Origin of the sequence: Globicatella sanguinis NBRC 15551, from assembly GCF_001552295.1 — a bacterium.
Lineage (GTDB): Bacteria > Bacillota > Bacilli > Lactobacillales > Aerococcaceae > Globicatella > Globicatella sanguinis.
On the sequence record NZ_BCQX01000106.1, the window covers coordinates 1 to 8,059 of the forward strand.

The following is an 8,059-nucleotide window of genomic DNA, read 5'->3' on the forward strand; positions in this document are numbered from 1 at the left end:
ACTGCGCTTTGAATTAAATAGACATGCCTGAAAAGAATTTAAAAAGTTTTTGCCCACTCCCTAAAAAACGTCGCATCATCAATTCTCATGAAGCAGTACACAACTGAAGTAATTTTCCTAGACTCTTCCATTTATTGAATTTTCGATAAAACCATCCATTTTTCTAAAATACAAAACTTTACTAATCGGATATAAAAAATACTCATCAACCATTACGATAAAATACTCAAGTTGTAAACGAAAACAATAATCAAGAGAATAAAAAAACAAGCAATTGTAATATCACAAGGCCCTGTCAGCCTTTATGAAAAGCTCCCATCAAATATTGGCTCTATACTTTTTGGTGTGAGTAAACAGAGTCATTTCTGTTCACCCACACCATTTGACAAAGAGCCCAAATGTTAACCATTTGCTGGAATCCATTACAATTACTTGTTTTTGTCTATTATTTAACCGTTATCCAATGCTGAATTATAATAATTCTAAGTTATTGTCTTGAGCAAATGGATTTTCTTCATTGATATGATCGTAAAAGAAGATGCCTTTTAAATGATCTAATTCATGTTGCGTTACAATTGCTTCGTAATCACGCAATTTTAAGGTATGTTCATTGCCGTCAATGTCTTGGTAAGTAAATTTCACACGTTTAGGACGCGGTACATAACCTTTAACTTCACGATTAACCGATAAACAACCTTCCCCTTCTTTCAAGGCAACTTGTTGAACTGAATGACTAATCACTTTAGGATTAAAGATGATTTCGCTCAAAATGGGTCCTACTTCATTGCCCTCTTCATCATATTCCATAATATGAACAGCAAAAATTTGTTTATTTACATTAATTTGTGGAGCAGCTAAACCTACTCCAGGTCTAAGATCATATTTTTCAGCAATCTCTTCATCTTGGCTATTGACCAAAAATTCATGCATTTCTAAAGCTGTCTTTCTTAGTTCATCTGATAATGGAAATTCCACTGGTTCGGCTACCGATCTTAATGTGGGATGTCCTTCTTCAATAATATCTTTCATGGTTATCATATTTTTTTAGCGCTCCTTATCTAATTCTTTATCACTACGTCTAAAACCTTTTAAAATATATACTTGATTTTCTTCATCAAATTCCAAGGATTCAATTAAGGTTTTCTGACGATATAATGCTAATAAATCCGCTTCTTGAGGATCCACTTCTACTTCAAATTTTTCACTCGTTCGCACAATTTCTTCCCATATTTTTTGTTTTAGAGCTTCTACTCCATCCTTTTCTAAAGCTGAAATTGTGACATAGGGGAATAAAGTAGGTTCAAAATTGCCTTCAATTTTATCTTTTTTATTATAAACGGTCAAAATTGGTAAATGATCCATCTCTAATTCTTTGATTAAGTTATAAACAGTTTGTTCATGCATCATACGATCAGCACTGGATGCATCGACGACATGTAAGAGTAAATCAACATAACGCATTTCTTCTAAAGTTGATTTAAAAGCTTGAATCAAAGTAGTTGGTAATTCTTCAATAAAGCCAACGGTATCAGTCAAAGTAAAGCCATCATGACCATTGATCGTTAATTTACGAGTTAAAGGGTCTAAAGTAGCAAATAATTGATCTTCAACATAAGTATCACTGTCAGTCAATTCTCTTAAAATCGTTGATTTACCAGCATTCGTATAGCCAACTAGACCAATATTAAACTCAGAACCACTACGTCTTCTTGAACGTGTTAATTCACGGTGATCTGATAATTTAGCTAGTTCTTTTTTTATTTGCGACATCATGGTACGAATATGGCGACGGTCTGTTTCAAGTTTGGTTTCCCCAGGACCACGCGTTCCGATTCCCCCACCTAAACGTGATAGATAATCTCGACGACCTTGAAGTCGTGGTAATAAATAATCGTATTGGGCTAATTCAACTTGTAATTTACCTTCGCGGCTTTTAGCTCGCATCGCAAAGATATCTAAAATTAATTGAATTCGATCGATAACTCTGACACCTAATTGATCTTCGATATAACGATTGGTGCTGGGTGTTAAAGCATTCATCGAAATAACCAAATCAATATCCTCTTTATTAACGGCATCTTTAATTTCACTTAATTTACCACTGCCAACGGCTGAACGAGAATTCAGTCTCGGGAGTTTTTGCGTCATTTCAACAGTCGGAATACCTCCGGCAGTTTCCGTTAATGACTTCATTTCTTTCATCAACACCTGAAATTTTTCATCACTATAATTTTCAGTTTGCACCCCGAAAATTAAGACCTTCTCAGGTCGTTGTTCTATCTCAATCATTGAGTATCCCTTTCCTTTTTTAAATGCGCTGCGATAAGCGGTTGTGCTGCTGGCCAACCTTGCCTTGCATCAATCCAATGAGCGTCTTTTAGTCGATTTCTAAACCATGTCAACTGACGCTTTGCATAACGTCTTGAATTTTGCTTGATTTGATTGATGACCGTCTCTTGGGATAGATGGCCTTCGAAATACGGCCACCACTCTTTATAGCCAATACCCTTCATACCATTGACTAATTCTCCATCAAATTGTTGGCACATTTGTTTAACTTCTGTTTCTAAACCTTGTTCAATCATTAAATCAACGCGGTGGTTAATACGCTCATATAACTGCTCACGAGGCATATCCAGTACTAATAAACAAGAATCAAATACTTTCGCTTGTACTTGATGCTCCTCTTGCTCAGAAAATAATTTACCCGTCGTCGCAATCACTTCGAGTGCACGGATGATCCGTCGTGTGTTTTGCGATGGAATCTTTTGAGCAGCCGCAGGATCTTTTTGGTTTAATAATTCCCAAAAGTCGTTTGCTGACATGGTGGCTGCTTGATTTTCTAAAGCTTTGCGAATTTGATCATCTTCACTTTTATTGCCACCAAAACCAAGTCCGTATAATAAACCTTCTAAATATAATCCGGTACCCCCTACTATGATAGGTAACTTGCCCCGTTGATGAATATCCAAGATAGCTTTCGTCGCAAGTTCTTTAAATTTGGACGCATCAAATGATTCGTCTGGGTTTAAAATATCAAGTAAATGATGAGGTATGCCCTCCATTTCATCGCGAGTTACTTTACCCGTCCCAATATTTAACTTACGGTAAACTTGTAAACTATCTCCATTAATAATTTCCCCATTAAAAGCCTTCGCCATTTCGATGCTTAGGGCTGTTTTACCAACTGCTGTTGGCCCGCCAATGACGACAATGGGAATTTTATTTAATTCACTGGACATTTTACCCCTCCTATCATCAAAGTATAACATTATTATAGCTCATTGAAACATTGAGTCAAACCTTTAATTTCATCAGAAAAAGGCTAAGTAAAGGTTGTTAACCACTTGTATGACCTTACTTAACCTAAATTATTTGTTTTTGATAAATGTTAGTGCTGATTTCATATCAAACTAACGATTACTATCCCAGTCGTTCCATTTAGTCATCACGACTCATCTTAGACTTACCGATAGGTCTCATCTCAAACCGAGTATCTGAGTACTCATCATCTGACGCTAAGCATTGGGATTACTTTAGTCTTTCAGCACTCAGAAACAATCTCACACTAATTGTTGGCGCCTTGACCCAATCAAGCACTTACTCATCATCTAATTCATCTTTAAAGACAACATCATTCGCTTTCAAAATCTCAATTGTTTTAGGACCCACACCTTTGATGGCTAAGACCTCTGCTTCCGTTACCGATAAGAAATCTTCAAATGTTACTAATCCAGCTTTTCTTAACAAGTCGCGTTCTCGAGTGCCAACTTCATTTAAAACAAACCGCCCCTCTTGACGATCTTTTTCAAGTGAACGGGTGGTAACACGATTGAACATTTCTTCGCTGCGTCCTTCAATGACTTGATCAATACGAGTTCGAATATAATCAATTAAAACCATCCCTTTCAAGCCAAATTGCATCAAAATAATGAGATGATTAACAAATTCTTCGTAAGCCGGTGTTGGAAATGGTGCTGGGCCATATTCTTCTATGTCTTCGTCATCATAAAATGAATCATCAAATGATGGGTAAATCGAAAAATCAATATCCATCTCACTTTCAACATGACTTTCAATTAAACCATTATATAAAACGGCATCAATATAATCAGGATTTAATTCGTCAAGCTGTTTAAGCTCCTCATCCATTTCAAGGTATTCTTCATTAATATAATGAGCATATAATTTCGCTAATCGGAAGATTAACAGCTGATCCACCATTGGATACACACTCGCAAAGCGGTCAAATTCTTCTACTAACCCTAGATGAGCTGCTGAGACTACATAAGGGGTTAATGTTTCTGGTAATTCAAAATCTAATTCAGCTTCTAAGTCATCAAAATTATACAGTAAAACATGAAAATAGCGTAAAGCCACTTCATAACGACCAATTGCAAAATTATCAAAAGCTGCAAAAAATACGAGTTGAATCACCGCTTGAAAGTCGCGTTTCTTTTTAACTAATTGAAGATTCTGACTACTTAAATCATCAAAGTAATGCGAAAAAGCTTGTTCTAAATAATTAATTTGTAATAATCTTCTAGGACTATTATGTTGATCTAAGTATGCGATATAACTATGGAGGGTTTTATAATTACTTGCCCTTGGAAATAACCATTCTTTTTTAAAAAATTGACTTTGAACGTTATGATTGTCATTTTTATTATTGACTACTAATTTTAAGTTTCTTTTCTTTTTACTCATAGCATAACTCCTATCCTGGTTATTGATTTTATTATATCAAAATTTAAGCTTCATTACATTATGAAATGCGCTATCTCATTTTAAAATATCCAAGATTCTATCATGAGTACCATCCCATGAGATGCGTTATCTCTCTTTAAAATATTTCCTATTTAATGAAGATGACGCGTGTAAAATTAAAATATCTCACATTTTACAATGAAATGTGTTAACATGAAACTGTACTTATTATTGTCACATTGGAGGTTCATGATGCAAACAAAATATAAAAAATATGCTGATGTGGCTGCCCTAGCTGGTCGAATCATGTTAGAAAGCCATGCCGAAAGTTATCGTGTCGAGGATACAGTGCGTCGCATTTTGCAGTTAAGTGGTGCCAATATTACAGAAGTAGTATCCACCACTACCGGTCTTTATATGACTTTAGATGATAGTGACCCTCATATTACACCTATTACCCAAGTTCGTCGTATTACTGAACGTGGCAATCATTTGAGAAAAATTTACCATGTTAACAATGTTTCTAGAGATCTTGCTAGCGGTGCAATCACCATTGAACAAGCCAAAGAACGTTTGGAATTTATTGATGACTCTGAGTACACTGCTTATAGTAAAGATTTGGCAATTATTTTAATGGTCATTGCTTTTGTTATTTTATTAGGTGGCAATTGGATGGAGGCCCTTATTTCCGTTATTGCCGGCTTAATTGTCGCTTTTTCACGGATCGGTCGCGATTGGTCAGGAATGAATCAATTTATGTATGGTATTTTTTCAACCTCCATAACTGCCTTTATTATTCCGATAGTGGTGTCATATAGTAAAATTCCGGTTTCCAGTGACATCATTATTATTTCGGCATTAATGCCATTATATCCTGGAACAGCTTTTATGAACGGTATTCGTGATGCCTTAAAAGGCGACTATAACTCTGGTTTAGCTCGGATTGCCGACGCGCTCGTCATTGCGGTTAGTTTAGCCATTGGCGTTGCGATTGGCTTATTCTTATCGAAAGGAGTGATGGGTTAAATGCAGTTTTTATTTCAAATTATAGCAGCTTATGTTATTACCATTACGGCATCAATTTTAGTTGAAGCACCAAAAGCTCTCTTATTTAAAACTGGATTTTGCGGTACCATCGGATATGCCGTTTATTTACTATTACTCGAATCTTTATCGGCACCGCTTGCTACTTTACTGGCTTGTATGACGATGTCGGCGATTGGACAAATCTTTGCGCGTTGGTTTAAAGCACCGGTGACAATTTTTTATATTCCTAGCTTTTTCACTTTAGTCCCAGGGGCTGCTATTTATCAAACAGCTTTCCACTTTATCCAAGGGGATAATGAAGTGATGGCGCATTATTTTATACAAGCCTTATTAATTGCCGGTGCGATCGCTTTAGGCGTTTATCTGGTCGATTCGCTATTGGAAATCTATTTTAATATAAAAAGAAAAGTAGGTCGAAATGCCCATGAATAATATCATTGATTTAGATCAAACCGTCAAGGATATTTGTACCACCTATCCTGAGGTAAAAGAGATTTTAATAGAAGTCGGTTTTAAACCATTAGCAAATCCACTCATGTTCAATGCATTAGCTAGTAAAACGACTTTAAGAAAGGGTGCTCGCATTGCCCGGATTCCGTTGCAATTAATCATCCAAACACTTCAATGGAATGGATATGAAATAAAAGGAGCTGATAACAATGACTGAACGTATTGAAATATTAAAAGACATCCTACTAAAACTACATCATGGTGCTTCTCCTGATTCAGTTCAAGATTTATTTAATGAGCACTTTACCGGTGTCAGTGCCATTGAAATTTCATTAATGGAACATGAACTCATGAATGGTGACCATGGCATTGGCTTTGAAGATGTGATGAAACTATGTAATGTTCATGCCAATCTTTTTAAAGGAGCGATTCATGAAGTAGCGATTAGCGATACTGAGCAACCCGGACACCCGGTGCATACCTTTAAATTAGAAAATGTTGCCTTACGTGCTGCCCTGATTCGTGTTAAGCGTTTATTATCGGCTATTAAAGAAAGTGATACGGCTGTTGAAGATGGCTTGATACAAGGGCTCAACCGTCAATTCCAATTATTAGGTCAATTTAAACGTCACTACGACCGCAAAGAAGCTGTTATCTTTCCAATTATGGAGCGATATGGTCATGAAGCACCTCCAAAAGTTATGTGGGGTGTGGACGATGAAATACGTGAATTATTTGATCGCGCTTATCAATCCTTTCAACACTATCCAACGGTTCCAATTGAGACAACTATCGAACAATTTGATATTTTTGAAACTGAATTTTTAGAAATGATTTTTAAAGAAGAGTCTATTTTATTGATGATTTTACTGGAAACGTTTAGTCAAGATGACTGGTTACAAGTTGAGGCTGAAAGTGATGCCTATGGTTATGCCATTATTAAGCCTGAAGCAAAATGGCAACCTGAACGAGTAGACTTTCAAAATCAAGACACAGCAAAGGATGAAAATACCACTGATAACGACATTCAAAATGCTGCGCCAACAGAAGCCGTTTATAACCAAGCTCATGATAATCAGAGTGAAGCTACTACCTCTGAACAAAGTGAAGCCGCTACGCATAAGCAAAATGAAGAAGGTCGCCACCAACAAAGTGCTGGAGTCACTCCGTCGCAAAATGAAGCAACGACACGCACGATCGAAACAGAAGACGGTACCTTTACCATAACCTTTGAACCTAACCAAAAATCAAAGGATACTATCTCTCGCGACCAATTGCTTCCATTTGGCAATGGCCATCTCAGTGTCGAACAAGCTAATTTAATTTTAAATCATTTACCGATCGAACTCACTTTTGTTAATAAAGAAGATATTTTTCAATATTACAATGACCATGTCCCATTTGAAGAGATGTTATTCAAACGTAATCCCGGACAAATCGGACGCAATGTTGAACTCTGCCATCCACCGAAATTAATTGAACGCGTAAAACAAGTCTTTGAAGTGTTACGCAGTGGCCAACAAGATGAGGTTAAAATGTGGTTTAAACGTGATGACCAATTTATCCACGTTACCTATATGGCTGTTCGCAATTCACAAGGCGCATTTGAAGGGGTCTTAGAATTAGTCCAAGATATCCAACCCTATTTTGATTTAGAAACGGACATGTGGCGTGGTATTGAACCACCCAAACCTAAAGCATAAATAACTAAATAATCGGCGTGTTCGCAATTATAGCTCTATGTCAAGTAATGTTGTAAATAGTAATAGTTGAGGCTGGGCAAAAAGTCTAGTCCATAAAAAGACAAGGCCATTATCGTAATCGTGATAATGACCTTTTTTATATTTTTTTGATT

At 36.4% G+C, this 8,059-nt stretch carries 8 protein-coding genes; 4 read left to right on the forward strand and 4 right to left on the reverse strand.

The genetic code is table 11. From position 1 onward, the window contains the following. Nucleotides 1-471 precede the first annotated feature (471 nt). The 4 genes from def to GSA01S_RS08330 form a co-directional block, all read right to left on the reverse strand. Nucleotides 472-1,038 carry a peptide deformylase gene (gene def, locus GSA01S_RS08315; protein WP_066126559.1) on the reverse strand — a complete coding sequence of 189 codons (567 nt, stop codon included), beginning with the start codon at nucleotides 1,036-1,038 and terminating at the stop codon, nucleotides 472-474. 6 nt (nucleotides 1,039-1,044) lie between these two features. Next, the gene (gene hflX / locus GSA01S_RS08320) at nucleotides 1,045-2,289 is read right to left on the reverse strand and encodes a GTPase HflX (protein WP_066126562.1); all 1,245 of its coding nucleotides are present in this window, start codon (nucleotides 2,287-2,289) and stop codon (nucleotides 1,045-1,047) included. After that, nucleotides 2,286-3,242, reverse strand: coding sequence for a tRNA (adenosine(37)-N6)-dimethylallyltransferase MiaA (gene miaA, locus GSA01S_RS08325; protein WP_066126565.1), 957 nt, complete (start codon nucleotides 3,240-3,242; stop codon nucleotides 2,286-2,288). The genes hflX and miaA overlap by 4 nt, the downstream gene beginning before the upstream one ends. Nucleotides 3,243-3,600: 358 nt before the next feature. Beyond that, nucleotides 3,601-4,707, reverse strand: coding sequence for a helix-hairpin-helix domain-containing protein (locus GSA01S_RS08330; RefSeq protein WP_066126566.1), 1,107 nt, complete (start codon nucleotides 4,705-4,707; stop codon nucleotides 3,601-3,603). A gap of 252 nt (nucleotides 4,708-4,959) precedes the next feature. Here GSA01S_RS08330 and GSA01S_RS08335 point away from each other — a divergent pair, with 252 nt between their 5' ends. From GSA01S_RS08335 to GSA01S_RS08350, 4 genes are read left to right on the forward strand one after another with little or no spacing between them, the layout of a single operon-like run. Beyond that, nucleotides 4,960-5,733 carry a threonine/serine exporter family protein gene (locus GSA01S_RS08335; protein ID WP_066126568.1) on the forward strand — a complete coding sequence of 258 codons (774 nt, stop codon included), beginning with the start codon at nucleotides 4,960-4,962 and terminating at the stop codon, nucleotides 5,731-5,733. Next, on the forward strand, nucleotides 5,734-6,186 hold the full coding sequence (locus GSA01S_RS08340; protein WP_066126571.1) for a threonine/serine exporter family protein: 453 nt from the start codon (nucleotides 5,734-5,736) through the stop codon (nucleotides 6,184-6,186). After that, the gene (locus GSA01S_RS08345) at nucleotides 6,179-6,421 is read left to right on the forward strand and encodes a DUF1858 domain-containing protein (RefSeq protein ID WP_066126573.1); all 243 of its coding nucleotides are present in this window, start codon (nucleotides 6,179-6,181) and stop codon (nucleotides 6,419-6,421) included. Before GSA01S_RS08340 ends, GSA01S_RS08345 begins: the two co-directional genes overlap by 8 nt. Then, nucleotides 6,414-7,907: a DUF438 domain-containing protein gene (locus GSA01S_RS08350; RefSeq protein WP_066126575.1), complete on the forward strand. Its 1,494-nt coding sequence runs from the start codon at nucleotides 6,414-6,416 to the stop codon at nucleotides 7,905-7,907. Before GSA01S_RS08345 ends, GSA01S_RS08350 begins: the two co-directional genes overlap by 8 nt. The last annotated feature ends 152 nt before the right edge of the window (nucleotides 7,908-8,059 follow it).